Annotated in this window: 21 protein-coding genes and 2 tRNA genes; 5 read left to right on the top strand and 18 right to left on the bottom strand. The window is 66.4% G+C overall.

All coding sequences use genetic code 11. From position 1 onward, the window contains the following. Positions 1 to 93 precede the first annotated feature (93 nt). The 5 genes from rpsJ to ACFQI8_RS11560 all read right to left on the bottom strand — a co-directional run bounded on the left by rpsJ (position 94) and on the right by ACFQI8_RS11560 (position 5,907). Positions 94 to 402, bottom strand: coding sequence for a 30S ribosomal protein S10 (gene rpsJ, locus ACFQI8_RS11580; protein ID WP_004044563.1), 309 nt, complete (start codon positions 400 to 402; stop codon positions 94 to 96). Between the two features lie 2 nt (positions 403 to 404). Continuing rightward, positions 405 to 1,670 (bottom strand): translation elongation factor EF-1 subunit alpha, encoded by a 1,266-nt coding sequence (gene tuf / locus ACFQI8_RS11575; protein WP_042663874.1) that lies wholly within the window; start codon positions 1,668 to 1,670, stop codon positions 405 to 407. A 189-nt stretch (positions 1,671 to 1,859) separates the two neighbouring features. Further along, positions 1,860 to 2,813, bottom strand: a complete 954-nt coding sequence (locus ACFQI8_RS11570; protein ID WP_390244909.1) for a homoserine dehydrogenase — start codon at positions 2,811 to 2,813, stop codon at positions 1,860 to 1,862. Next, a complete protein-coding gene (locus ACFQI8_RS11565) occupies positions 2,810 to 3,379 on the bottom strand; it encodes an amino acid-binding protein (protein WP_390244907.1) in 570 nt (189 codons plus the stop codon). Before ACFQI8_RS11565 ends, ACFQI8_RS11570 begins: the two co-directional genes overlap by 4 nt. A 344-nt stretch (positions 3,380 to 3,723) precedes the next feature. Beyond that, positions 3,724 to 5,907, bottom strand: coding sequence for an elongation factor EF-2 (locus ACFQI8_RS11560; RefSeq protein ID WP_390244905.1), 2,184 nt, complete (start codon positions 5,905 to 5,907; stop codon positions 3,724 to 3,726). A gap of 190 nt (positions 5,908 to 6,097) precedes the next feature. Here ACFQI8_RS11560 and ACFQI8_RS11555 point away from each other — a divergent pair, with 190 nt between their 5' ends. Continuing rightward, a complete protein-coding gene (locus tag ACFQI8_RS11555; RefSeq protein ID WP_390244903.1) occupies positions 6,098 to 6,853 on the top strand; it encodes a DUF5781 family protein in 756 nt (251 codons plus the stop codon). A 100-nt stretch (positions 6,854 to 6,953) separates the two neighbouring features. Here ACFQI8_RS11555 and ACFQI8_RS11550 read toward each other — a convergent pair whose 3' ends face one another. The 9 genes from ACFQI8_RS11550 to ACFQI8_RS11510 form a co-directional block, all read right to left on the bottom strand. After that, positions 6,954 to 7,568: a 30S ribosomal protein S7 gene (locus ACFQI8_RS11550; protein ID WP_390244901.1), complete on the bottom strand. Its 615-nt coding sequence runs from the start codon at positions 7,566 to 7,568 to the stop codon at positions 6,954 to 6,956. Between the two features lie 2 nt (positions 7,569 to 7,570). Then, entirely contained in the window at positions 7,571 to 7,999 is a 429-nt protein-coding gene (locus ACFQI8_RS11545; protein WP_004058161.1) for a 30S ribosomal protein S12, read from the bottom strand. A 228-nt stretch (positions 8,000 to 8,227) separates the two neighbouring features. Then, a complete protein-coding gene (locus ACFQI8_RS11540) occupies positions 8,228 to 9,121 on the bottom strand; it encodes a mechanosensitive ion channel family protein (protein WP_390244899.1) in 894 nt (297 codons plus the stop codon). A 54-nt stretch (positions 9,122 to 9,175) separates the two neighbouring features. Then, positions 9,176 to 9,595, bottom strand: a complete 420-nt coding sequence (locus ACFQI8_RS11535) for a NusA-like transcription termination signal-binding factor (protein ID WP_390244897.1) — start codon at positions 9,593 to 9,595, stop codon at positions 9,176 to 9,178. 2 nt (positions 9,596 to 9,597) lie between these two features. After that, positions 9,598 to 10,857, bottom strand: coding sequence for a DNA-directed RNA polymerase subunit A'' (gene rpoA2, locus ACFQI8_RS11530; protein WP_390244895.1), 1,260 nt, complete (start codon positions 10,855 to 10,857; stop codon positions 9,598 to 9,600). Further along, positions 10,850 to 13,774: a DNA-directed RNA polymerase subunit A' gene (locus ACFQI8_RS11525; protein WP_390244893.1), complete on the bottom strand. Its 2,925-nt coding sequence runs from the start codon at positions 13,772 to 13,774 to the stop codon at positions 10,850 to 10,852. Before ACFQI8_RS11525 ends, rpoA2 begins: the two co-directional genes overlap by 8 nt. A 12-nt stretch (positions 13,775 to 13,786) precedes the next feature. Then, positions 13,787 to 15,616: a DNA-directed RNA polymerase subunit B gene (gene rpoB / locus ACFQI8_RS11520; protein ID WP_390244891.1), complete on the bottom strand. Its 1,830-nt coding sequence runs from the start codon at positions 15,614 to 15,616 to the stop codon at positions 13,787 to 13,789. Between the two features lies 1 nt (position 15,617). Beyond that, positions 15,618 to 17,183, bottom strand: a complete 1,566-nt coding sequence (locus ACFQI8_RS11515; protein WP_004969057.1) for a DNA-directed RNA polymerase subunit B'' — start codon at positions 17,181 to 17,183, stop codon at positions 15,618 to 15,620. Then, entirely contained in the window at positions 17,180 to 17,407 is a 228-nt protein-coding gene (locus tag ACFQI8_RS11510; RefSeq protein WP_004044577.1) for a DNA-directed RNA polymerase subunit H, read from the bottom strand. The genes ACFQI8_RS11515 and ACFQI8_RS11510 overlap by 4 nt, the downstream gene beginning before the upstream one ends. Positions 17,408 to 17,674: 267 nt before the next feature. Here ACFQI8_RS11510 and ACFQI8_RS11505 point away from each other — a divergent pair. Both ACFQI8_RS11505 and ACFQI8_RS11500 read left to right on the top strand, forming a co-directional pair. Beyond that, a tRNA-Asp gene (locus tag ACFQI8_RS11505) sits at positions 17,675 to 17,747 on the top strand. A 29-nt stretch (positions 17,748 to 17,776) separates the two neighbouring features. Then, a tRNA-Asp gene (locus ACFQI8_RS11500) sits at positions 17,777 to 17,849 on the top strand. 485 nt (positions 17,850 to 18,334) lie between these two features. Here the strand turns inward: ACFQI8_RS11500 and ACFQI8_RS11495 are convergent. The 3 genes from ACFQI8_RS11495 to ACFQI8_RS11485 are packed head-to-tail and all read right to left on the bottom strand — an operon-like array spanning position 18,335 to position 20,093. Further along, the gene (locus ACFQI8_RS11495; protein WP_390244888.1) at positions 18,335 to 18,691 is read right to left on the bottom strand and encodes a fluoride efflux transporter FluC; all 357 of its coding nucleotides are present in this window, start codon (positions 18,689 to 18,691) and stop codon (positions 18,335 to 18,337) included. Continuing rightward, positions 18,688 to 19,023 carry a fluoride efflux transporter FluC gene (locus tag ACFQI8_RS11490; protein WP_390244886.1) on the bottom strand — a complete coding sequence of 112 codons (336 nt, stop codon included), beginning with the start codon at positions 19,021 to 19,023 and terminating at the stop codon, positions 18,688 to 18,690. The genes ACFQI8_RS11495 and ACFQI8_RS11490 overlap by 4 nt, the downstream gene beginning before the upstream one ends. Before the next feature lie 20 nt (positions 19,024 to 19,043). Beyond that, on the bottom strand, positions 19,044 to 20,093 hold the full coding sequence (locus tag ACFQI8_RS11485) for an ATP-binding protein (protein ID WP_390244885.1): 1,050 nt from the start codon (positions 20,091 to 20,093) through the stop codon (positions 19,044 to 19,046). A gap of 75 nt (positions 20,094 to 20,168) precedes the next feature. On the opposite strand from ACFQI8_RS11485, the gene ACFQI8_RS11480 reads away from it, so the two are divergent. After that, a complete protein-coding gene (locus ACFQI8_RS11480) occupies positions 20,169 to 20,612 on the top strand; it encodes a DUF7382 domain-containing protein (RefSeq protein ID WP_390244883.1) in 444 nt (147 codons plus the stop codon). A 24-nt stretch (positions 20,613 to 20,636) separates the two neighbouring features. On the opposite strand, the gene ACFQI8_RS11475 is transcribed toward ACFQI8_RS11480, so the two are convergent. Continuing rightward, positions 20,637 to 21,905 (bottom strand): TiaS agmantine-binding domain-containing protein, encoded by a 1,269-nt coding sequence (locus ACFQI8_RS11475; protein ID WP_390244881.1) that lies wholly within the window; start codon positions 21,903 to 21,905, stop codon positions 20,637 to 20,639. Between the two features lie 142 nt (positions 21,906 to 22,047). Here ACFQI8_RS11475 and ACFQI8_RS11470 point away from each other — a divergent pair, with 142 nt between their 5' ends. Beyond that, the gene (locus tag ACFQI8_RS11470; RefSeq protein WP_390244879.1) at positions 22,048 to 23,022 is read left to right on the top strand and encodes a transcriptional regulator; all 975 of its coding nucleotides are present in this window, start codon (positions 22,048 to 22,050) and stop codon (positions 23,020 to 23,022) included. Positions 23,023 to 23,062 lie beyond the last annotated feature (40 nt).

Here is a 23,062-nt window from a genome sequence, read left to right as displayed (position 1 = left end):
GGCAGAGTCCTCCGGACGCGCGCCTCGACAACCGCGAGTGTGACGGGCGGGCCGTCACGAACAGGCGGTCCGGAGGTCCGGACAGCGCCGTCGTTAGTCTTCGAGGACGATCTCGATGCTGACGTCGTTCGGAACCTGAACGCGCATCAGCTGGCGCAGAGCGCGTTCGTCAGCGTCGAGGTCGATGAGACGCTTGTGGACGCGCATCTCCCAGTGCTCCCACGTCGCCGTCCCCTCGCCGTCAGGCGATTTGCGGGCGGGGACTTCGAGCGTCTTCGTGGGCAGCGGGATCGGCCCGCTGAGGTTGACGCCCGTCTTGTTCGCGATCTCGCGGACGTCGTCGCAGATATCGTCGAGGTCTTCCGGACTCGTGCCGGCGAGCCGAACGCGTGCCTGTTGCATCGTTATCGCTCGTTGACTTCGAGCACTTTGCCGGCCGCGATGGTCTGACCCATGTCACGGACAGCGAAGCTTCCGAGCTCCGGAATCTCGGAGGACGGCTCGATGCTGAGCGGTTTCTGCGGACGGACGGTCACGATAGCGGCGTCGCCGGACTTGATGAAGTCCGGGTTCTCTTCAGCAACCTCGCCCGACGCGGGGTCGAGCTTCTGGTCGATCGACTCGATGGTACACGCGACCTGCGCCGTGTGGGCGTGGAAGACCGGCGTGTAGCCAGCGGTGATGACCGAGGGGTGCTGCATGACGACGACCTGCGCCTTGAAGGTCTCGGCGACCTTCGGCGGGTCGTCGGCCGGGCCACAGACGTCGCCGCGGCGGATGTCGTCCTTGCCGACGCCACGGACGTTGAAACCGACGTTGTCGCCAGGACCGGCCTGGTCGACTTCCTCGTGGTGCATCTCGACGGTCTTGACCTCGCCGCCGACGTCAGAGGGCTGGAAGCTCACGTTGTCGCCGGGGTTGAGGGTACCCGTCTCGATACGGCCGACCGGGACCGTCCCGATGCCGGAGATGGTGTAGACGTCCTGGATGGGCAGGCGCAGCGGCGCGTCCGTCGGCGGCTGCGGTGCCGGCAGGTTGTTGAGCGCTTCGAGGAGAATGTCGCCGTCGTACCACGACGTGTTGTCGGAGCGCTCGGCGATATTGTCGCCCTCGAAGGCCGAAATCGGGACGTAGGTCGCGTCGTCGGAGTTGAAGCGGACCTGCTTGAGGAGCTTGTTGACCTGCTCCTTGACGTCCGTGTACTTGTCTTCGCTGTAGTCGACGACGTCCATCTTGTTGACCGCGATGATGAGTTCGCCGATACCCAGGGTGCGGGCGAGGAAGACGTGCTCGCGGGTCTGCGGCGCGACACCGTCGTCGGCGGCGACGACGAGAACCGCGTTGTCAGCCTGCGAGGCACCGGTGATCATGTTCTTGACGAAGTCGCGGTGGCCCGGGCAGTCGACGATGGTGAAGTAGAACTCGTCCGTGTCGAACTCCTGGTGGGCGATGTCGATGGTGACACCGCGCTCGCGCTCTTCGGCGAGGTTGTCCATGACGTAGGCGAATTCGAATCCGCCCTTGCCCTTCTCCTCGGCTTCCTCTCGGTGCTGCTCGATGACGTGCTCCGGGACGGAGCCGGTCTCGAACAGGAGTCGGCCGACGAGCGTACTCTTACCGTGGTCGACGTGGCCGATGATGGCCAGGTTCTGGTGGGGTTTGTCGCTCATTGATGTGTTCACGCGCTAAGGCGCTCTGTGGGGAATGTTTTTCCTGAAACCCCTAAAACGGTTTCGATACGCGCTACGGGCCGTCTAACCGCCGTACTGCGATTTGCGGAACCATACCACGGTCTCGGAACGGAACGCTCGGTCAGTGTCGGCTGTCAAAGAAAACAAGGGTACAAGCGGTCTCTCGGCCTATTCAAGGCGAGAGACGTCAGACAGGACGGCCGTCGCCGTCTCGGGACCGCCCGCTCCGCGGCCGCTGATGTTCAGTTGCCCCGCGTGTTTGGTCTCCAACTGGACGATGTTCTGTGTGCCCGTGACCGACAGCGTGGAGCCCTGCGGAATCAACCGCGGGGCCACGCGGACACCGTCGGCGGTCGCCTCGCCGATGAGGCGGACCGTCCGGCCGTCCTCGGCGGCGAGGTCGAGCGCCGTCCCCGGCACGTTGCGGATGCCCTCGACCTCGGCGTCGTCGAGCGCGTACTCCGTCTCGCCGTCGGAGAGGACGTTCGCGAGGATGACGAACTTCAGCGCGGCGTCGATGCCGTCCACGTCGAAGGTCGGGTCGGCCTCGGCGACGCCGAGGTCCTGTGCCTCCGCGAGCACGTGTTCGTAGTCGAGTCCCTCGGCGGCCATGCGCGAGAGGACGAAGTTCGCCGTCCCGTTCAGCACGCCGCGCGCGGCGGTCACGTGGGGCGCACCGAGGTCCGAGATGGTCGAGAGGACGGGAATCGCACCGCCGACCGCCGCCTCGAACTGGACGGTCCCCTCGCTTTCGGCTTCGAGCGCGCGCAGGTCGGCGTAGCGTTCTGCGACCGGTCCCTTGTTCGCGAGCACGACGTCGCGGTCGTCGGTCAGCGCCCGCTCGACGTGCGAGAAGCCGGGTTCGGCGTCGCCGAGCGTCGTCGGCGTCGCCTCCACCAACACGTCGTAGTCGGCGTCGAACACCGACTCGGGGTCCCCGTCGCCGACTACGCCGTCGCGTTCTTTGCGGTCGTGGACCGCCTTCGGGTCGAGTCCGGCGGAGTCGACCGCGGAGGAAGACGAGTCCGCGAAGGCGACGACGTCGTGGCCGTAGTCACCCGCGAGGTCGAGGACGGAGCCGCCGACCGCGCCCGCGCCGAGCACGGCGAGCCTGAGGCTCATTGGGAGCCCTCCGCGAGCGGTTCGACGACGTGCAGACCCTTTTCGGCGGCGAGGTCGCGAACGACCGCGAGCGTCTCGTCGACGCGGCCGGAGCGGACCGCGAGTCGGAGCCGGGCACTCGACGCCTCGTTGGTCCCCTCGCGAGCGGACAGCGACAGGTCCTGTAAGGTCGCGTCAGCCGAGGACTCGATGCGGTGGAGCGTGTCCGAGAGGTCGGAGTCGACGGTGTCGCCGACGAGGATGACCATCACCTCCTCGCCGAAGTGCTCCGCGCCGGCGCGGATGACGTTGACGCCGGCGCCGCGGAGCGCGTCGACGATTCGCTCGAAGCGGTCGGGCGGACATTCGAGGTCGACCTCCACGGGGATGTGTCCGCGCGGCGTCAGGCTCCCCCGCTCGTGGAATATCGAAAGCAGATTGCCGCCGTTGTCGGAGATTGGCGCGAGCGCGGCCAGCAACTGTCCGGGCTCGTCGGCGAGTTCGAGCCGAATCGTGTGCGGCTTCGGCATCTCGCCGCTCCCGTCGGCCTCGGCGTCGCTCTCGCCGTCGAGGTCCTGTGCGCTCATCGCCCCACCCCCGTGGGCCGTCCCGACGCTGTTGTCCGCGACGCGCGGCTCGGTCGTGGTTTCGCGTCGTCGCGCCAGGAGTCGAGAGACGTGCCCTTACGCATATCTACCCGTGATTCGGCCACGCGGTATAAGCCTTCGCAGCCGACACGGTTTGCCGACGCCGGAAGCGTGCTGGCATGTGTCACAGACGGAGACCGACCGCGACCGGGAACTCGGAACAATAGGGGTCGACCACAGAGCGGTGAAGCGGGGGAGACGGGAGATACGGCGCGGGGAGGGGCCGACGGACCGGGGCTATCGCTGTCCAGGTAAAAAACGAAAGAGGGCGCGGAGAGACGCGCTTAGATGTAGTCGATCGCCTGCGAGAGTTCGAGCTTCATACCCTTGCGCTCGCGGATCTCCATGATCTTCTCGCGCTGGAGGTTGTCCGAGAGCACGCGGAAGCCGGCGTTCTCCGTGTTCCAAGAGGCGCGACCTTCCGTGGCCGAACGGATGTCCGACGAGAAGCCGATCATCTCTTCGACGGGCGCGATGCCCTCGATGACCATGAGGTCACCTTCCTGATACATGTCGTCGACGCGGCCGCGGCGACCCTGAATCTCGCCGGAGGCCGAGCCCATGTATTCGGAGGCGACGTCGATGCGGACGTTCTGGATGGGTTCGAGGAGCTTCACCTGACCCGCGATGAGCGAGCGGTGGACCGCGTCACGCGTCGCAGGGATGACCTGGGCGGGACCGCGGTGGATGGTGTCCTCGTGGAGTCGCGCGTCGTGGAGGCGCAGGAGCGTCCCCTGAACGGGCTCCGCGGCGAGCGGACCGTCGTCGAGCGCCTCTTCGAGACCCTCGATGACGAGTTCCATCGTCTCGTTGAGGTGCTGGATACCCTTCGTGTCGTCGATGAGGATGTTCGTCCCGTGGATGTGTTCGACGTTCTGGGAGGTGTCCTTGTCCATGCCGGCTTCCTGGAGGGCCTCGCGGCGCTCCAGTTCGGGCATGTCCATCGAGATTTCGCCGAGCTTGATGGAGTCGACGATGTCCTGCGAGAGGGGTTCCGCCGTGATGTAGAACTTGTTGTGGCGGTTCGGGGAGACGCCCTCGACCTCGTGGGACTGGCCCTGAACCTGCTCGCGGTAGACGACAATCGGCTCACCGGTGCGGACCGGAATGCCCTGGTTGTCGCGGATGCGCTGGGTGATGACTTCGAGGTGGAGTTCGCCCTGACCGGAGATGAGGTGCTCGCCCGTGTCCTCGTTGATCTCGATGCGGATGGTCGGGTCTTCCTTCGCGACCTGCTGGAGCGTCTGGATGAGCTTCGGCAGGTCGTCCATGCGCTCTGCCTCGACGGACTTCGTGATGACCGGCTCGGAGATGTGTTCGATGGACTCGAACGGCGTCATCTCGACCGACGAGACGGTGGAACCGGCGATGGCGTCACGGAGACCCGTGACGGCCGCGATGTTCCCCGCGGGGACGCCGCGGTCGAGTTCCTCGCGCTCGCCGCCCATGAAGACACCGACGGACTGGACGCGGTTCTTGCCCGCGGTCCCGGAGACGTAGAGCTCCTGACCCTTGCGGATGGTTCCGGAGAACAGGCGACCCGTGGCGATTTCGCCCGCGTGGGGGTCCATCGAGATGTCGGTCGCCATGAAGACGACTTCGCCGTCGTCGTCGACTTCGCGCATCTGTCGCGCGATGTCAGACTCGGAGTCACCGCGCCAGACCGTCGGGATACGACGGGGCTGGGCGTCGAGCGGGTCGGGGAAGTGCTCTGCGACCATGTCGAGGACGACGTCCGAAAGCGGCGTGCGCTCGTGGAGTTCCTGGCGGTCGCCACCGCGCTCGAGTTCCATGATGTCGCCGAAGGAGATACCGGTCTCCTCCATCGACGGCATGGAGACGCCCCACTTGTAGAGGGCGGACCCGAACGCGACGGTCCCGTCTTCGACGGAGACGGTCCAGTCGTAGTCCTTCTCCTCGGTCATCCCGCGGATGAGCTCGTTGACGTCGGTGATGACGTCGACGAGGCGCTGTTGCATCTCCTCGGGACCTTCCTGCAGTTCGTTGATGAGGCGGTCAACCTTGTTGATGAAAAGCGCCGGCTTGACGCCCTCGCGGAGCGCCTGACGCAGGACCGTCTCGGTCTGCGGCATGGCACCCTCGACGGCGTCGACGACGACGAGCGCGCCGTCGACGGCACGCATCGCGCGCGTCACGTCGCCACCGAAGTCGACGTGGCCCGGCGTGTCGATGAGGTTGATGAGGTGGTTCTCGCCTTCCCATTCGTGGGTCATCGAGACGTTCGCGGCGTCGATGGTGATGCCGCGTTCCTGTTCGTCTTCCTTCGTGTCCATCGCGAGCTGCTGGCCGGCAGTCTCGTCAGAGATCATGCCCGCACCCGCGAGGAGGTTGTCGGAGAGGGTCGTCTTACCGTGGTCGACGTGAGCGGCGATGGCGATGTTCCGGATCTGCTCCGGCTTGTCCATCAGTTTCTCACATTCCTGGACGATCTTCTTTCGTCGGCCCATTATACAGGGCTCTACCGGCAGGAGGGTCAAAAGAGTAGTGTTTTTGCCGAGCGGATTTCCCATTTTCAGCCGCCCTACCGCCGGGGTATGAGCATTTTTGTCACGATAGGTGCGACAGTCCGCCGGACGCGAATCTCGTCGCCGCACTCGGCGCAAGAGTCATGTTGGTTGATAGCATTACTCAATTTGAATGGACCTCCGAGTCGTCGGGGGCGCACCGGCAGACCCGTTCTTGAGCGCCGCCGACCTGTTCGAAACCGAGTTCGAGCTTTCGTACCCCGTGTTCGTGCGCGTGCGCGACGACCCCGACTCCCGCACGTGGGCCGGCCACTATCAGGACCACCACGTCCTCAACATCTCTCGGCAGGCCGCCACCAGCGCGATGGCCCGCGAGCTCGCGCTCCACGAGCTATCGCACATGGCCCGAAACGAGGAGGGCCACGTCTCGCACTATCAGTCCACGCGCGAGGCGGTCTTTCTCGCGCTCGCGGGGCGCACCGTCGAGCGCCGAAAGCTCGCGCACTGCTACCAGATCGCCAACCACTGCAAGGACATCTACGCCGACGACCTGACGCTGTCTGTCGCGCCCGCGGACAAACTCGTCCAGTTCCTCGAATCGCAACTGGCCGCGGCGCTCGCCGACCGACCGCAGGCGTCCGGGCGGCCCGGGTCCCGGCTCGTCACCGCTGGGTCGGACCCCGAAATCACGGCCGTGAACGCCGCGTTCGCCCTCGCGCTCGTGGAACGGCACGACCTCGTCGAACCGGACCACCGGCTGTACGACCTCGCGCACGCCGCGGCCGACGACGCGCCGTCGGTGTCGCTCGACACGTTCAAAGAGCGGTTCCGGACGCTCGCCGCCGACCCCTCGAAAAGCGAGTACCGCCGGACGCTCGTCGACGTCGTGAAACACTACGTCGTCAACCCGGAGATGGCCGCCGACTGAGCGCCGCGCGCCGACCGCGGGAAAGCGGGCGAACGAACCAGCGAGCCCGCGGTGCGGCATCGCCACTCGACGCGCTGAAAAACGAAAGAGAGTGGAGAGATTACCGGGCCGCTTCGGCGACGCGCTCTTTCTCCTCTTTCTGGGAGATAGCGTACGTCTGGACGTCGTAGTCGGCCGCGCCGATGAGCTGTTGTGCGAGCGCCTCGGCGGCGGTGGTCGTCGTCTTGTAGGAACCGCTGAGGGTACCCTGTGCGATGAACTTCAGCGCCTCGTCGACGCGGCGCTGCGGGGCGACGTCGACGGCCTGCGGGACCGAGATACCGCCGTACTTGAGGCGGACGGTCTCCTCGCGGGGACCGGCGTTCTCGACCGCGCTGATGAGCACCTGGACGGGGTTCTCCTCGGTGCGCTCGTTGACGATTTCGAACGCTTCCTTGACGATTTTGCTCGTCTTCTGTTTGTGTCCCGTGTTGTCTTCGGTCTGCATCAGGCGGTTGATGAGCCGCTCGACGATGCTGATTTCGGACTTCTGGAACTGCTTCGAGGCGTGACGACCCATCGTGTGGGCGATGGGCGTCGCCTTGATGTACCGGCTCATGCTGGGGTCGGTGTACTCCATCTCGGAGACGTCCCAGACGCCGAACAGAAGCGCGTTCTCCTTTGCTTCCTCGCTACTCGCGGGGGACTCGGGCTCGGGTGCGTCGCTTTCCGACATGGTTAGCGCACCGGCTTTTCGGCGTTTCCGCGGACGAGTTCGATCATCGAGACGCCGTTGACCTTCTCGACCTTGTAGTTGACGCCCGAAAGGTCACCCATCGCACGACCCTTCGCGCCACCGATACCGGCGATGGTGACTTCGTCGTGCTCGTCGATGAACGAAATCGCGCCGTCACCGGGACAGAAGGCGGTGACCTGCTTTCCGTTCTTGATGAGCTGAACACGGACGCACTTCCGAATCGCCGAGTTCGGCTGCTTTGCTTCGATACCGACCTTCTCGAGGACGATGCCGCGACCCTGCGGGGCACCCTCGAGCGGGTCGGACTTCTTGCCGAGACCGCGCTCACGGCGCGCGTACTCAGAGTCGGACCAGCGGCGCTTCTGCCGGTCCTTCTTGAGCTTGCGCGCGGCGTATTTGCCGTTCGCCATAGTGAACAACAGTTCCAGATGGAGGTACTTAAGCCTCCCTTTTCGAATCCGGCGAGACGGCTTCAGGAGCGATTAGCGGCCCCTAAGAAGGAATCTGAGGTCGTTTCTTCGATTCGAACGACGGCCCCTCTGCGTCGAAGAGCGACTAAACCGCCCGGAGATGGTGTCGTTTCTCCCCACCGTGTAAACTGTCGCCACACTGGGCGTCGTCGCCCCCGTTCGGCCGGGTCACTCGCCGCCGCGCCCCCCGACGAGGTCCACGCCGAGGCGGCCGCTGACCTCCCGTCCCGACGCCGGCCCGAGCGTCAGTCCCTCCCCGTCGAACCGTCGCTTGACGCGCCGTCGGTACTGCGAGCGAACGTCGACGAGGTTCACGTCCATCGGCAAGGCGACCCAGAACTCCGCCTGCAGTCCGACCGAACTCCCGGCGAATTCGAGGATGCGCGCGGTCGGCTCCGGCTCGTCCAGCACGCGGTCGTCCTCCCGCGCCGTCTCGACGAGTTCGCGGAGCGCCAGCTCCGTGTCATCGTCGTACGCGACGTCGACTCGCTCGGTGATTCGGTACCGCTCTCGGCCGTACGGCCGGGTGAGCGCGTTCGTCGTGAGCTCCGTGTTCGGCACGGAGATGGTCTCGTTGTTCACCGTCCGCACGCGCGTGACCCGGAAGTCGACCGCCTCGATGACGCCCTCGCCGCCGGGCCACGATATCCAGTCGCCGACGTTGAAATCCGGGTCGGCCACGAGAAAGAGGCCGCTGATGAGCGCGCCGATGACCTCCTGCCCGGCGACGCCGACGACGAGCGTCAGCGCCGCGACGACGAGCGCCGTGTCGGTCAGCACAGAGGGGTAGCCCGCGCCGACGACGCCGGCGACCGCGGCGACGACGATGACGAAGGCGTGCGCGTAGGTCTCTGTCGCCGACTTCAGCGTCGGGTTGTTCCGGTTCCGAGCGCTGACGAGCCGCGTCACGCCGGGGACTATCAGGAGCCGGCCGACGAGATAGACCACGACCGCCGCGGCGGCGAACCCCGCAGTCGCGCTCGCGAGCTCCTCGTACTCCGAAAACTGCGTCGGGTCGAGTTGCCCGACCGCGACCCCGAGCGACTGTCGTATCGGCGACATGCGTAGCTCGCCGTTCGGTGGGGACAAAAACGTGTGGTCGAGTCGACCGCCGCGTTACGTCAACTGGATGTCGTCGATGTCGTAGTGGCGACGCGCCAGCTCGCGGGCGGTGTCGATGGTGTTCCCGCCCGCGCCGATGGCGACGCCGCGGTCGGCTTCGGCGACCTCGACGTACGCGACGGTGTCGTTCTGCCGCGAGAGAGTCACGTGTCGGACGGCCGCCGGCGCGAGCGCGCTCGCGACGAACGCCTCGGGCGTATCGGCGTCCTCGACCAGTTCGACCGTCCGGCCGAGCTGGCGCTCGACCGACTGGACGGTCCGCCCGCCGGGACCGATGGCCGTCGCCATGTCGCCCGCGGCGACGAGGAAGACGACCCGGTCGTCGAAGACGAGGCAGTCGTGGGCCGTCGCCTCCGTCTCCTCCTCGAAGAGGGCGATGAAGCGGCGAGCCGTATCCGACAGCGTAACTTTCATCGTCAGTCGTCGGACGGTTCGGGTGCCGCGTTGGCGTCCGCGTCCTCGACGTCGAGCGAGCCCATGCGGAGGTCCACGTCGCCGGTGCCGATAGCAATCGGCTTGCCGACGATGACGTTCTCGATGACGCCGTCGAGGTCGTCTTCCTCGCCGTGGATGGCGGCGTCGAGCAGGTGGTTGACCGTGACCTCGAACGCGGCGCGGGCGAGGACGGAGTCCTTCGACCCGGAGATACCGTGACGGCCGATGGACTCGATGGTCCCGTCGTTCGTCATGATGTCCGCGACGAGCATCAGGTGGCGGATGTTCACGTCGTCGAGACCCTGCTCGCGAAGCGTGTTCATCGTCTCGTCGATGATGGACTCGCGGGCGGCCTCGATGCCGAGCTGTTTGTGCACCTCGTGGATGTTGTTCGAGGTGGTCCGGGAGGCGTCGACGCCCTCGATGGCGAGCGCGTCGCCGAACGCCGAGCCCTCGGTGTAGAGGACGAACTCCTCACCGTCGGTGTTCTCGTTGTCCTCCTTGCGGATGACGACGCGGGAGACCTCCTCGATACCCTTGAACACGATGTCGCGCAGTTCCTCGACGAGCTGGAGGAGCCGGCGGTAGCTCGGGCTCTCGGGACCGAACTCGATGAGCGTCCCCTCGCGGCGGGTCTTGATGCCGAGCGCGTCCTCGATGGTCTCGGCGATTTCGCTCGCGATGACGCCCTCGTCGTCGTACGTCGGCCAGCGTTCGAGGAGCGTCTCGTCGTTGAGGTTGACCTGCACGACCATGTCGGCGACGTTCGTCGAGATGTCGCCGAGCGCCAGAACCTTCGTGGACTCGATGTTCCAGACGACCTGGTGGGCGAGTTCGCGGTTGTTCGCGTACTCGTCTTCGAGGTACACCGTCATCATCGGCGTGTCGGGGGTCTTCCGCGCGTCCACCAGTTCGATGAGCCGCGGTAGACCCTGCGTGACGTCGATTTCGGCGACGCCCGCGTAGTGGAACGTGTTCATCGTCATCTGCGTCCCCGGCTCACCGATTGACTGCGCCGAGACCGTCCCGACGGGGTCGAGCGGGTCGACGCGGGTGTCGAGGTAGCGCGCCTCGACGGCCTGCGCGATCTCGCCGGCCTGGCCGAGGGTGACGCCCTCGCGCTCTTCGATGGTCTGGTAGATGCGGTCCTTCAGTCGTCGAGACAGCTCTTTGGACTCGACGATGTCGACGACGTCGTCGTCGACGAACTCGTAGTCGGCGGTTGCGTCGGTTTCAGTCATCGGATTCGACCCCCGCACGGGCGTCGACACGCGGTTCGGCGTGCTCGGAGAGGTTGGTCGGCGGTTCGCGCTCGCCGAGGAAACGCTCCTTTTCCTCCTCGGAGCTGAACTCCGAGGTGAGGACGCGGTCGGCGATGTTCTCGACGTCGATGGGCATCTCGTCGTCGGACGAGACCTTCACCGGGCTCGTGCCGTCCTCGCCGAACTCGAACTGCACGATGGTCCCCGACGTGTCGCGGACGGAGCCGTCGTACTGCGCTTCGAGCTCGGAGAGGGCGTTGATGAGCCGACGCTGTAGGTAGCCGGACTTCGAGGTCCGGACTGCCGTGTCGACAAGCCCCTCGCGGCCACCCATCGCGTGGAAGAAGAACTCACGCGGCGTGAGGCCGGCGCGGTAGGAGTTCTCGACGAAGCCGTGGGCCTCGGCCGAGAGGTCGCCTTTCTGGTAGTGGCTCAGGGTACGGCCCTCGTAGCCGCGGTTGATGCGCTCGCCCCGAACCGCCTGCTGGCCGACACAGCCGGCCATCTGGGTCAGGTTGAGCATGGACGCACGCGCGCCGGACTTCGACATCACGACCGCCGGGTTGTCCTCCTCGAAGTGGTCCTCCGCGATTTCGCCGGCGGAGTCGCGCGCCTTGCCGAGGCGCTGCATGATCTTCATCTCCAGCGTCTCGTCGACGGAGCGACCCGGCAGGGATTCGAGTTCGCCCGCCTCGTAGATCTCGATGAGCTCCTGAATCTTGTCGTAGGCGGCGTCGATGGCCTCGTCGACCTGCGCCGTCGCCTCGTCCGGGATGGACTCGTCGTCGATACCGATAGACAGCCCGAAGTGCATGATGGCGCGCATCGCGAGCGAGGCGATCTCGTTGATGAAGATGCGCGAGCGCGTCTTCGAGTAGTCCTTGGCGAGGGCGTCGACGATTTCGCCGCCGAACGCGCCGACGGCGTCCTCGTCGATAGTGCCCTGCGTGAGCTGGCCCTCTTCGATGGTGACCGTGTCGCCGACCTTCGAGGTGAACTCCATGTCCAGGTCGTCCGGCAGGAGTTCGGAGAAGATCTGCTGGCCGGTCCAGTAGGGCTGTCCGTCCTCGTTCTCGCCCGCGGGTTCGGGGAGCGTGTCCACGCGCGTCGCGCGGAGCAGGTCGAGCGCCTGCGTCTCGACGAACTCGGGGTTGTCGTGGGTGAGCAGGTAGGTGCCCGAGATGTGGTCCTGAATCGCGCCGATGATGTTCTCGCCGAAGCGCGGCGAGAGAATCTGCTCTTGGACGCGCATGAGGACGCGCGCCTCGGCACGGGCCTCCTCGTTCTGGAGGGCGTGCATGTTCATCTCGTCGCCGTCGAAGTCAGCGTTGTACGGCGGACAGACGACCGTGTTCAGGCGGAACGTCTTGTACGGCATCACGACGACTTCGTGCGCCATGATAGACATCCGGTGCAGCGACGGCTGTCGGTTGAAGATGACGATGTCGCCGTCGACGAGGTGGCGGTTGACCTCCCAGCCGAGTTCGACCTTCTCCGCGAGTTCCTCGCAGTTCTTCTCGGTCACCTTCAGCCGGCGGCCGTCCGGGCGGCGGACGTAGTTCGCGCCGGGGTGGCTCTCGGGGCCGTTACGGACGTACTGGCGAGCCTCGTCGATGTTGCGCTCGGTGACGTTCATCGTCTGGGTCATCTCGGACGCGACGCGGTCCGGGACGCCGACCTCGTTGAGCGACAGGGTCGGGTCCGGCGAGATGACGGTACGCGCCGAGAAGTTGACGCGCTTTCCGGACAGGGAGCCGCGGAAGCGACCCTCCTTGCCCTTCAGGCGCTGGCTGAGCGTCTTCAGCGGGCGGCCGGAGCGGTGGCGCGCCGGCGGCGTGCCCGAAATCTCGTTGTCGATGAACGTGGTGACGTGGTACTGCAGCAGTTCCCACAGGTCCTCGATAATCAGCTGTGGCGCACCCGCCTCGCGGTTCTCCATGAACCGCTGGTTGATGCGGATGATGTCCACGAGCTTGTGAGTCAGGTCGTCCTCGGAGCGCTGGCCGTTGTCCAGCGTGATGGAGGGACGCGCCGTGACCGGCGGGACAGGGAGGACGGTTAGAATCATCCACTCGGGGCGCGACCGGCTGGGGTCGATGCCGAGCGTGACGAGGTCATCGTCCGGGATGTCCTCGAACCAGTCGCGGATGTCCGAGGGCATCAGCTTGTTCATGTCCTCTTCTGTGAGGTCGAGGTCGAGCGCCTTTTCGAGCGCCTTGCGGTCGTCGCCGACCGGGCGGAACTCGCCGGCGAGCACCTGATTGACGCGTTCGGCGTCGAGGCCGGTCTCGTTGGCGAGGGTGACGGGGTCGACGCCCTCGTCGTCCTCGTCGTCGGGGTCGGGCTGCATCGCTTCGGCGATGCGCTCGGAGTAGTCCCCGGCGAGCACGTTCTGGACCTCGTAGTAGGTCGTCGGCTTCTCGTGTTTGATGTCGTGCTGCGGCGAGCCGCAGTGGGGACAGCGCTTGGCCTTGCGGGCCTGCCGGACCGCCGACTTCATCACGTCGCTCCAGTCGTCGCCGAGTTCCTTCGTGCGACCGAGCTTGTCGCGATACTCGTCTGCTTCCTCGTCCGTGAGCGAGAGCCGACCGCACTCTCGACACGTCGAGCGGAGCAGGCGGCGGATGAGCTTCGTGAAGCCGACGTGGATAACGGGCGCGGCCAGTTCGATGTGGCCGAAGTGCCCGTTACACGACCCGGAGTGCTGGCCGCAGGTGCGGCACTGCAGACCGGGGTCGATGACGCCCAGCCGCGGGTCCATGAGACCCATGTCGATTGGGTAGCCGTCGTCGTCGTAGGTGTCCGCGGTGATGACCTTCGTCGCGGACATGTCTCGGTACGTCTCCGGGTCCATCAACCCGAACTGGATACTGCCGATTTCTTTGGGTGTCTGCATTGACATGAGTGGTTAGACCGCGTCCTTCAGTTCGATTCGCGGGCGGACGCCGAGCGCGACCATCTCGTCGAGAAGCAGTTTGAAGGCGTAGCTGATCTCGATTTCGTGGATGTTGTCCTCGTCGCCGGTGACCGGGTCGTAGATGCGGCGCTGGTCGCGGTCCTCGACGGCGACCATGCCGGTGTCGGCGGAGATGTAGACCGTCTCCTTGTCGGAGGAGTCGAGGAGGCGCTCCTGGAGCACCATCGCGGCACCGTGTCCGATAACGGTGTCGCGCTCCATCTCCCCGAGACGGAGGCCACCCTCGCGGGCACGACCCTCCGTCGGCTGGCGGGTGAGCACCTGTACGGGACCGCGCGAGCGGGCGTGCAGTTTGTTGCTCACCATGTGGTACAGCTTGTGGTAGAAGATGATGCCGACGAAGATTTCGGCCTCGATCTTCTCGCCGGTGACGCCGGAGTACATGACCTCCTTGCCGGAGGACATGAACCCGCGCTCTTCGAGCGCCGAGCGGAGCTCTTCTTCGTTTTCGCCCTGGAAGGCGGTGCCGTCGACGCGGCGGCCTTCGAGCGCGCCGACCTTCCCGCCGAGCATCTCCAGCACGTGGCCGACCGTCATGCGCGACGGCAGGGCGTGCGGGTTGAGCACGAGGTCGGGGACGACGCCGTCGGCGGTGAAGGGCATGTCCTCCTGAGGTGCCAGGTGGCCCACGACGCCCTTCTGTCCGTGGCGGGACGCGAACTTGTCGCCGAGTTCCGGAACGCGCTGGTCGCGGACGGACACCTTGGCGAGCTTCGAGCCGTCTTCGCCCTCCATGAGCGTGACCGTGTCGACGACGCCGGATTCGCCCGAGCGCATCGTGACGGAGGTCTCGCGGCGCTTCTGCGGCGAGAGACCGGCCATGTCGTCGGGTTCTTCGAGGAACCGCGGCGGCGAGGTCTTGCCGAGCAGGACGGAGTTCTCGTCGACGACCGTCTCGGGGTTGACGAGGCCGTCCTCGTCGAGGTGCGAGTAGGCGTCTTCACCGCGCGCACCGCGAACGTCCTGGGACGGAATCTCGAAGCGGTCTTCCTGCCCGCCGGGGTAGCGGCGCTCTTCGCCCTCGTAGGTGCGGAAGAAGTGCGAGCGGGCGAGGGCGCGTTCGACGGAGCCCTTGTTCATGACGAGCGCGTCCTCGATGTTGAAGCCCTCGTAGGACATGACGGCCACGACGAAGTTCTGGGCCGCCGGTCGCTCGTCGAACCCGATCTGCTCTGTGGTCTGCGTTTTGACCATCGAGAGCTGTGGGTAGTGCATGAGGTGCTGGCGGGTGTCCGGGCGGATGCGGTAGTTCGCCGCGGGCAGTCCCAGCGACTGCTTCATCATCCCTGCACCCATCGTAATGCGGGGCGAGGCGTTGTGCTCCGGGTACGGAATCATCCCGGCACCGATGCCGAAGATGAGCTGTGGGTCGATTTCGAGGTGCGTGTGGTCCTCGTTGAGTTCGTCCTCGTCGACCGCGACGTAGATGTCTTCTTCCTCCTCGGCGTCGATGAACTCGACGAGCCCGCGCTCGACGAGGTCGTCGAAGTCGAGTTCGTCGTTGTCGAGCGCCTCGACGTGGTCGTCGTCGAGGAGCGGCTCGCCGTCTTCGACGACGATGAGCGGACGGCGGGCGCGGCCCGCGTCGGCGTTGATGATGACTTCGCGGGTGCGCTCTTTGACGGAGACGTTCACCATCTGGCTCACGTCGCCGCGGCGGCGCGCCTCTCGAATCTGTGCCGCGAGTTGGTTGGGGTCCGGGTGGGTCCCGACGAGACTACCGTTGACGTATACTTTCGCTTCTCGCTGTGCCTGAGCCATGTTAGTCGTCCGCGGGTGTGGCGTCGACGCTGTCGATGCCGGGGATACCCTCGACACCCATCGACGCGAGTTCTCGTTTCAGCGACTGTTCGTCTTCGACGTTCTGGGAGAGCTCCATCGCCTGCGCGAAGTTCTTCACCAGACCGCAGTTCGGTCCCTCGGGAGTCTCGGAGGGACAGATGCGACCCCACTGGGTCGCGTGCAGGTCGCGCGCCTCGAAGTGCGGCTGTGACCGCGACAGCGGACTCCGGAGGCGGCGAAGGTGCGACAGCACACCCATGTAGTCGGTGCGGTCGACGAGCTGGGAGACACCGGAGCGGCCGCCGACCCAGTTACCCGTCGCGATGGGGTGTTCGAGCCGCTCTGTGAGCACGTCGGACCGAACGACGGTGTTGACCGTCAGGTTCCGGTTCCGCATGTTAGCGCGTTCGAGCTGGTACTTCACGTCGCGCGCCAGCTTGTTGAGCGCCGTCCGGAAGAGGTCCTTCATGAGGTCGCCAGAGACCTTCAGGCGCTTGTTGGCGTAGTGGTCCTTGTCGTCGGAGTCGCGGCGCTGGAGTGCGAGTTCGAAACACGCCTCGGCCATGCGACAGAGGTAGTACGCCTTGTTCATGCGCACTTCCTCTTCTTCCGCGCCCTCCTCGTGGAGGTGCGGAAGCAGGTAGCGGTCGATGACGTAGTTCGCGCGCTTGAGCTGGTAGTTCTTGCCCTGCCCGCCGGCGACGCGCTTACCGAGCGCCTCGATGGCCTGCTCTTGGGTCTGGACCTCGGCCTCCTCGAGGTTTTCGAGCATGAACTTCACAATCTCCGGGTCGTCGGAGACGCGGTGGACGATTTCCTCGTCGGATTCGAGGCCGAGCGCACGCACGAGCGTGACGAAGTTGACGCTCCCGGAGACCGAGGGGAACGACACTTCGAGGAGTCCCTCGCGGTTTCGCTCACAGAGCACGAGCGCCCGGTAGCCGCGGCGCTGGCTGAACGTCTTCGCGACCTGAATCTCGTCGCCGTACTTCGTGTCGTACTCGGCGAGAATCTTGTTCGGCGCGAGGTCCTCCGAGGTCATGAGCACGCGCTCGGAGCCGTTGACGATGAAGTAGCCGCCGGGGTCGACGGGGTCCTCGCCGATTTCGACGAGGTCCTCGTCGGAGAGCTCCGCGATGTTGCACTTCGAGGAGCCGACCATGATTGGCATCCGGCCGACCTTCGTCTCCGCGGTGTCGACGACGACCTCCTCTTCCTCCTCGCCGCCGCGGACGATGGACATCTCCATGAACACGGGGGCGGAGTAGGTGATGTTGCGCAGGCGCGCTTCCTGCGGGAAGAGCAGTTCCTCGGAGCCGTCGGCCTCGCGGACGCGGGGCGTCTCCACGCGGACGCCACCGAGTTCGACGTAGACGGGTTCCTCGCCCTCCTTGTCGCCGATGTCGGTCTCGATGGTCGCCTTCTCTTCGACGACGTCCATCATGCCGCGTTCGAGGAACGCGTTAAACGAGCGGAAGTGGTGTTCAGCGAGCCGTTCTTCGGAGAAGTACTTGCGAGAGACCTCGCGTCGCGCTTGTCGGTTCATTCAATCACCAGTCGGTATACGACTGCTTTGTCTGTCGTTCGAGAGTTCCGAACGATCTTGATGACGTCGCCGGGCTCTGCGTCCTCGGGGAGCGCCGGGTCCTTCAGCTTGATCTTCGGGAGGTTCGTCTTCTCGACGTTGTACTCTTGTAACACGTCCTCGACGGCCTCGTCATCGAGTTTCGTGTGTTCCGGAACCAGTTTGTGTTGGCTTACGTCTACCATGTATGGTGCTGCTGGGTGCTGGAAGAAGCTGTCACGGGATACTACGGCTGATTTTGGGACGCATCCATTTAACACTTGTTAACTGCGTCGAAGAAAGGCGGCGCTATCGGCAGTCACGCACCGGAGATGCGCGAATCGTCACACGTTGGCATGGGGTGTCACGATATAAATGTCTTCGGGGCGAGAATCGCGGTACCGCGGGCCAAGGACAACCCAGATGGTAAGTCTTATCTATAAACCTCGGCTACGAATGAGTGCAGACGGAGGGCCCGGGTGGTGTAGTGGCCCATCATACGACCCTGTCACGGTCGTGACGCGGGTTCAAATCCCGCCTCGGGCGCTCTCCGTACCGCAAACTCACTTCAGTAAGCCCGGGTGGTGTAGTGGCCCATCATACGACCCTGTCACGGTCGTGACGCGGGTTCAAATCCCGCCTCGGGCGCTTCTCTGATTTCAACTCCTCCAGCGAGGCGTCTCGTCGCCGAGCGACAGCGAGTGAAATCTGCAAGCGGTGACCGGCGGGATTTGAATCAGGGAGCGACGCGAGCGGTATAGCGAGCGGAGCGACCGAGGTTCAAATCCCGCCTCGGGCGTACTTTTCGATGAATTACTCGCCGAGCGCCGAGTCTCGTCTCGGCGCGAGCGTAATTCTCATAAATACCCCAAAGGGATTGAACCCGACGACGAGCGAGTGAAAACGAGCGAGTCGGCACGGTTCAAATCCCGCCTCGGGCGCTTCTCTGATTTCAACTCCTCCAGCGAGGTGTCTCGTCGCCGAGCGACAGCGAGTGAAATCTGCAAGCGGTGACCGGCGGGATTTGAATCAGGGAGCGACGCGAGCGGTATAGCGAGCGGAGCGACCGAGGTTCAAATCCCGCCTCGGGCGTACTTTTCGATGAATTACTCGCCGAGCGCCGCGCTCCTCACTCAGCCAACCAAGCCGCCGACTGCTCCACCGATAGCCACGCCGACCAGCGCCGCCACGAGCGTCCCGAACGCGTACCGGGCCGCCGTGTCGTAGTCGCCCGCTTCGGCGAGTTCCGCGACGCCGACCGCGAACGACGAGAACGTCGTGAACGCCCCGCAGAACCCTGTTCCGGCGAGCGTCGCGGCCGCGTCGCCGACGGGCGCGGTGGCGAGAACGCCCAGCGCGATGCTCCCGAGGACGTTCACCGTGACGGTGCTCCACTTGCCGACGACTCGTTGGTCGACGGTGTGTCGGGAGACAGCGCCGGCCATCCCGCCGACGCCGACGAGGACGGCCGAGAGAAGCGAAGTGGTCATCGCCGCCCTCCGAACGCGAGGCCGAGCGCGGCGGCGACGAAGCCGAGCACGTAGTTCGCGCCGACGTTGAGCGCGCCGCCCATCGGCGACAGCGACGCGGTCTGGACGGCAAACGTGCTGTACGTCGTGAGCGACGAGAGCAGGCCGGTCCCGAAGAACAACTGCGCTCGACGGGAGGAGACCGACGTGATGAACGTCCCGAGGAGGAAGCTCCCGAAGACGTTCACCGCGAGCGTGCCGCCCGCACCGGGAATCGCGACGGAGACGCCGTAGCGCAGTATCGCGCCGGCGAAGCCACCGAGCGCGACCAGCGCCAGTTCCGAGCGGTCCATACGGTCCTTCTCCAGCCAGACTACTCTACGGTTTCGGAACGGTCGTGCTCAGGGACCGCCCTCGGTGTCGCGCCGCCGTCGGGGGTCTCTCGGGGACGGACTCGCACGTCGTGGACGGCCTCCGTGGTGTCGTCGACGACGAGCGCGCAACCGCGTTCCCGCGGGAGCCGAGCGCGGAGCGATTCGTCGAAGTACGTCGGGTCGGCGGCGGCCATCGCCGACACGTCGGGACCGGCGGTGAGCCGGTGGACGACCCGAAGGTCGGCCTGTGAGACGGCGACCTCGGGGAGCGCCGAGGGGCGCTGGGTCGCGAGGACGACGCCGACGCCGGGAGCGCGTCCGCGCGTGAGAAGCGTTTGAAGCGCTGGCTCGGCGAGTCCGCCGGCGAACGCGTGGGCCTCGTCGAGAAGCAACCACGGGATGCGGGAGACCGAACCCGCGACGCGGGCGTCGTAGAGGCCGCGAGCGACGACGCGGGCGACGGCGTTCGCGGGGGTCGCGTCCATCCCCGAGAGGTCGAGCACGTCGGGCGCGGAGCCACAGAGCGACCCCGGGTCGAGGCCGTCGGGGGAGAACACGTCCCACGAGTCGGCGAGCGCGAGGTGATTCGCCGCGGCCCTGCGCACCTCGGACGCGGCGTCCGCGGCTTCGACGGCCCCGCGCATCGCCGACAGCGAGTCCTCGTCGGCCGCGAGTCGCCAGACGAGCGACCCCGCGGGGGCGGTCGGGTCGAGTCCGAGCAGGTCCGGCCACGCGCTCGGCGGGAGCGCGTCGGCGCGGACGCTCGGCGAGTCGTGAACCGTGCCGGCTATCGGCGGCGCTTCGAGCCCTCCAAAGACGCCCATCGGGTCGAGTACGACCGGCGCGACGCCGCTAGCCCGCGTCAGCCCCTCGGCCACGACGCCGAGCGTGTGGGACTTCCCGCTCCCGCGTTTGCCGACGACGACAGCCGCGTGCGGGCGGTTCACGTCGAGTCCGACGGCCGCGCCGTCGCTCCCGTCGCGGGCGCGGTAGCATCCGAACCGACAGACTGGGCCTTCGTCCTCAGAATCGCGGCCGATAATATGCATGGCGCTCACTGGCCGCGGGATACGACTTGAACCCCCGGACGAGGGTTTATATACGAATCCGCGGCCAGACGGTCCATGCTCGATACGTTCCGGTCAGACACGCGCGCTATCGAAGGTCTCCCCGTCCGCCTCGTCATCGCCCTCGTGGTCGGCGTCGCCAGTATGAGCGTCATGCTCAACATGCTCTCTGGGGTGCAGGGACTCGCCACCTCGGAACTCGACGTGAAGCCGACGCCCGACGTGGTCGGCCCGGGCGAACAGGCGCTGGAGTTCACCGTCGTCGACCACGAGGGCGACCCGGTCGAGGGCGCGACGGTCATCGTGAAATCGGGAACCGCCGAAATCGACGGCGTGGCGACCGCGAAAAGCGGCGACGGCGGGTCCGCGACCGTTCGCGTCGACGCCGAACTCGGCGCGAACCGCGAGGACGGGACGCTCGTCGTGGACGTGAAACCGCCCGCCGGGGGGTCGTTCGTCGACCGCCGCGAGAACACGAACGTGCTCGTGGTCCAAGACTGAGCGCCGAAGGGCCGACCCGCGGCCTCAGCGTTCGGGATGCGTCGCCGCGTCGAAGCCCCCGCGGACCAGCGGCTTGGCGATATGTCGGCGGGCGCACGGCGGCACCTCGTACCAGCCGAGTTCGAGGTCGCGGTCGACCGCCCGCTCGACTTTCCCGGGGGCGTCGGTCCCGCAGTCGCGACACCGATACCCCTGATTCCGCCCGGCGCTTTTCATCGTCCGCCCGCAGTCGGGACAGACGGGGGTCGCAGGCTCCGTCCGCACGAGGTCTCGGACCGCGAACTTCTCCAGTTTGAGCGTCCCGTCACCGACCTCGCCGCAGGCGGTGAGCGCGTCGCCGACGCGGAGCGACCGCACCCGGTTACGGAAGCGCTTCGTCGGTTCGAAGGCGGCGACGGGGACCGCAGAGCCGTCGGCTTCGAGGTCGAAAAAGACGTGGCCGCCGGGGCGCGTCTTCGGTTCGGTGGCGACGGTCCCGGCGACGCGGTAGGCGCGGCCGTCGCGGAGGTCCGAGACCACGCCGTCCCGGAGATGCGCGTCGGTCCCCTGATTCGTGAGAAACGTCGCCGAGCGGTCGACGGGTTCCGAGTCGATGGCGGCGGCGACCTCCCGGACGGTGTCGGCGTCGTCGCCGCGGATGCCGTGGAGAATCGGCCCCGGCGCGTTCGGCACGCAGACGGCCTCGCCCTCCTCGCGGTCGACGGTGTCCCACGCCTCGGGGTACGCCGCGTCCGCGGCGTCGAAGACGGAGTCGAAGTCGACCTCGCGGGGCGTCCCACAGCGGTGGAACTCGCGGTAGGAGATGTGTTCGTAGGTCCACTCGTCGAAGGCGGCCGACGCGCCGACGGCCGCGAGCGCGCCGATGCGGCCTCGCCCGCCGTGCCAGCCCTCGGTCAGGAACCCGGAGCGTTCGGCGAGGTCGACCGCCGCATCGAGGTCGTGGAAGTCGCGGACTGCGTCGCGGGCGAACTCGGCGACGGCGGTCGAAACCGTGTCGGCCGACCCCGGCGCGACGACGACCCCCGGACTGGTTCGGTCGTCGTCGAGGACGGCCCAGCGGTCGAGTTCCTCGCGGGCGAGGTCGAACGCCGCGCCCGCGGGGAGGTCGGTGTGAATCGCCAGCGCCGCGTTCCCTCGCGTCTTGTGTTCGACCGCCGGGTTCAGGCGGACGAGGAGTCGCCGCTCGACGGTCCCGCCGCGGGCCTCGACGGCCTCGGCGACGAGCGTCGCCAGATAGGTCGTACACATCCCGAGGCTCCGGGAGTCGGTGTCGTCGAGGCCGATAACGGTCATGGACCGAGATTGCCGGAGGGCGCAGTAACGCCTTTCGGGACGGCCTCGGATATATAAATGCGGCATCGAGAGGGGAGATACGTCGCCGAGGGCGGCGGTATCGGGGAAAGCGCTTTATGGGCCGAATCGCTTATTGCCCCCTATGTCCCGGTCAGCGCTGGTTGGTAATGTCGCCGCGATGCTCCAAGACGCGGGCTTCGTCGTGAGCGACCGCATCGCCATCCGGCCGAAGAGCTTCGACCTCGCCGCTCGCAGGGGCGAGGACCTGTTGCTCCTCAAGATACTGGGGAACATCGACGCGTTCGACGGCGTCACCGGCTCCGAGATGCGACGCCTCGGCTCGTACCTCGACGCCACGCCGTTGGTCGTCGGGCTTCGGACCCGAGACGAGGACCTCAAACCCGGCGTCGTCTACTTCCGCCACGGCGTGCCGGTGTTGAACCCCGACAGCGCCATGGACCTGTTCGTCGAGGAGGTTCCCCCGCTCATCTACGCCGCCCCCGGCGGGCTGTACGTGAGCCTCGACGGCGACGTGCTCGCCGAAGAGCGGCAAGAACGCGGGTGGAGCCTCGGACAGCTCGCGACCGAACTCGGCGTCTCGCGGCGCACCGTCTCGAAGTACGAAAACGGCATGAACGCGAGCATCGAGGTGGCGATTCACCTCGAAGAGCTGTTCGACCGCCCCTTCTCGAACCCGGTCGACGTGCTCACGGGTGCCGAGGACGTCCGCGACGCCGAGCCGACACCCGACGACCCGGACGTTGACCCCGACGACGAACACGTCCTATCGGTGCTGACGCGCGCCGGCTTCACCGTCCACCCGACCGCCCGCGCGCCGTTCAAGGCCGTCAGCGAAGACGCCGGGCGCAAGAAAGAGACGAACGTCCTCACCGGGCACTCACCCTTTACCCGGAGCGCCGAAAAGCGCGCCCAAATCATGTCGTCGCTTGGCGAAATCACGCGGACGCGCTCGGTGTACTTCGTCGAGGAACAGCAGAAGCGGGAGTCGGTCGACGGCACCGGCATCGTCAGCTGTGAGGAACTCGCCGCCATCGACGACCCCGACGAGATTCGCGACCTGATTCGCGAGCGGACCCGCGACCCCGCCGAGAGCTAATCGACGGGGCCGGGCGCTCGTGGCGGGGTGCGACGCGCGC

Origin of the sequence: Haloferax chudinovii, from assembly GCF_042663345.1 — an archaeon.
GTDB lineage: Archaea > Halobacteriota > Halobacteria > Halobacteriales > Haloferacaceae > Haloferax > Haloferax chudinovii.
Note: the sequence above shows the minus strand (reverse complement) of the source record. Positions and strands in the feature narration are given on the sequence as shown.